The 2,739-nt window shown below is 51.5% G+C and carries 4 protein-coding genes; 3 read left to right on the top strand and 1 reads right to left on the bottom strand.

Features of this window, described 5'->3' with window-relative positions; genetic code table 11:
• The 3 genes from hpaR to murU form a co-directional block, all read left to right on the top strand.
• On the top strand, window positions 1-377 hold a 377-nt coding region (hpaR, locus tag ACTHUE_RS14745; RefSeq protein ID WP_440423875.1), incomplete at its 5' end, for a homoprotocatechuate degradation operon regulator HpaR.
• Between the two features lie 10 nt (window positions 378-387).
• Window positions 388-888 (top strand): 4-hydroxyphenylacetate 3-monooxygenase, reductase component, encoded by a 501-nt coding sequence (hpaC, locus tag ACTHUE_RS14740; RefSeq protein WP_070460485.1) that lies wholly within the window; start codon window positions 388-390, stop codon window positions 886-888.
• 86 nt (window positions 889-974) lie between these two features.
• Entirely contained in the window at window positions 975-1,670 is a 696-nt protein-coding gene (gene murU, locus ACTHUE_RS14735) for an N-acetylmuramate alpha-1-phosphate uridylyltransferase MurU (protein WP_070460487.1), read from the top strand.
• A gap of 93 nt (window positions 1,671-1,763) precedes the next feature.
• Here the strand turns inward: murU and rarD are convergent, their stop codons facing one another.
• Entirely contained in the window at window positions 1,764-2,666 is a 903-nt protein-coding gene (gene rarD, locus ACTHUE_RS14730; protein ID WP_107792223.1) for an EamA family transporter RarD, read from the bottom strand.
• Between the last annotated feature and the right edge of the window lie 73 nt (window positions 2,667-2,739).

Raw genomic sequence — 2,739 nt, 5'->3', positions numbered from 1 at the left:
TGATGACCCAATTCCGCCCTATTCTGAACCAAGCCAATATTACTGACCAGCAATGGCGTATCATCCGGCTCTTAGCGGAAAACGGCACACTCGACTTTCAAGATTTGGCCAATCAGGCCTGCATCCTTCGCCCCAGCCTGACCGGCATTCTGACTCGCCTGGAAAAAGCAGGTTTGGCCGTTCGCCTGAAGCCTTCCAACGACCAACGCCGTGTTTATCTGAAACTAACGCCCGAAGGTGAGAAACTCTATGAATCCATCGGTGCATTGGTTGACGAACGCTACGATGCGATTGAAAAAGTTCTGTCCAAAGAAAAAATGGCACAACTCAAAGAACTCTTGGCAGAGCTGGCAAAAATCGAACAGGCATTAAAATAAAGAAAGCCGGATGACAGACTCAACACACACACTCAAGAGACCATTTCGAGATGCCATGGCCTCCTGTGCCGCCGGCGTACACATTATCACGACAGACGGCGAAACGGGACGCTATGGCATTACTATGACTGCCGTAACTGCCGTTACCGACGAGCCGCCGACGGTCATGCTGTGCATCAACCGCCAATCCGCCATCATTCCCATCCTGCAAGGCAACCGTGACTTGTGCATCAACACGCTCAACGACAGCCAACAGGATGTTGCTGAACACTTTGCCGGACTGACCGACCTCTCGCCCGAAGAACGCTTCGAATACCATATTTGGCACAGGGGACAAACCGGACAGCTTGAAGTCGAAGGTGCGCTGGCGCACCTGCACGGCAGCATTGTCGATCAACGCGAAATCGGCACGCATTACGTCTTTTTCGTTCAGCTCAACGAAATCCGCAATACCGACACGCAGGCACCGGCATTGCTGTATTTTCGTAGGCAATTCAAATCTTTGGCATAAATAAAGGTCTCAGGCCGTCTGAAAAATGAAACCGATGTTTCAGACGGCCTGAGACTTTTTCTGTTTCACACATTATAGGCACACCCATGAAAGCAATGATATTGGCCGCCGGTCGCGGCGAACGCATGCGCCCGCTGACCGACCACACGCCCAAACCCTTACTCGAAGTAGCAGGCACGCCGCTTATCGGCTGGCACTTGCGCCGCCTGCAACAAGCCGGTTTCACTGAAATCGTCATCAACCATGCCTGGCTTGGCCAACAAATCGAAGATACCTTGAAAGACGGTTCGGACTACGGCGTACGCATTGCCTATTCTCCAGAACTCGCCGGAGGCCTGGAAACCGCCGGTGGCATTGCCACCGCCCTGCCTCTTTTGGGCGACGAGCCGTTTTTGGTCGTCAATGGCGATGTGTTGACTGACATTGATTTCCAAGCTGCACGACTGGCTGCCCAGCGTATGCAGGAACACAACCTTCTCTCCCATTTATGGCTGGTGGACAATCCACCCCACCATCCCGAAGGCGACTTCGGCCTGCTTTCAGACGGCCTGGTATCCGCCTCATCTGCAGACGGCCAAGCCCTGACTTTCAGCGGCGTGGGCGTTTATCATCCCGCACTTTTCAAAGATACCCCGGCGCATCAGGCTGCCAAACTTGCCCCTCTGTTGCGTCAAGCCATGAGCCAAAGCCAAATCAGCGGCGAACACCACAACGGCCTTTGGTTGGACGTCGGCACAGTCGAACGCCTGCAAGAAGCCGACCGTGTCGCCCAAAGCTGGTAAAACAAAAGGGGCGTATCCGATACGTCCCTTTCAATATCAAAGGCCGTCTGAAAATATTGACCAACTCAGTTTTCAGACGGCCTTAATCTATCATCAAGCTTTAGCCAATTTCTTTTCTTTCTTCATTCCCAACAAGCCATTGACAATCATCACGCACAATCCCGACCAAATCAGGCCATAGCCGATCAATGCGCCTTTTTGCACCGGCTCACCCAGCCATACAATCGACACAATAAAAAGCAATACAGGCTCCAAATAGCTCAACATGCCGAACACCGCAACCTGCAACAACTGACTCGCCTTCAAATTCAAATGCATAGATATTGCGCTATTGAAGCCTAGCAACACAATAAAGAAAATTAAAACCGGTTTGGCCGCAATCATCGCCGGCGTATCCGTTGCAAATATAATATACGCCAACGCAAATGGCGTAATCATCATCAAATCAAAAGTCAGACCGATTAAAGAAGGCACACCCAGTTTTCGGCGTGGCAGATAATAAAACGGATAGGTGCCGAACACCCATACAGTCGTCCACGAAAACGCACCCGACCGTAGCAACTCGCAAGCCACGCCTGCACATGCCAACGCAACGGCAACCGTCTGCAACCGGTTTAAACGCTCTTTAAACCAAATCCGCCCACCCAGCATCATCGCCAAAGGAAACAGGAAATAACCCATGGCGATGTTTACCCCTTCGCCGTTGACCGGCCCCCAGACAAACAGCCACAACTGGCTGGCAAATATCGGCGTCGGCAATACAATCAACAGCCACCGCTTCCAATCACGGCCGATATTGTTCGCAAACCGCGCCGCCGCCTGCCAACCGTTGACCATCGTCATCAGCACGCATAAAGCCGACAGCATCGCCACCATACGCCACGCAAAAATTTCCGTGCCGCTCATCGGCTGCATCCATACGCCGTACAGAAACAGCATGGCAAACAACAAATTGGACGCTATCGCAGCCAGCAAACCTTTGGATAAATTCGTCATTTCAGACGGCCTTTTGCAATCAATCAAAGTTAATATTGTAGAAAAAACGGATGAAAAAATTACTCATCTTTTT

The organism is Neisseria sp. P0021.S005 (assembly GCF_051956955.1).
This window is presented reverse-complemented; position numbering and strand designations above follow the sequence as displayed.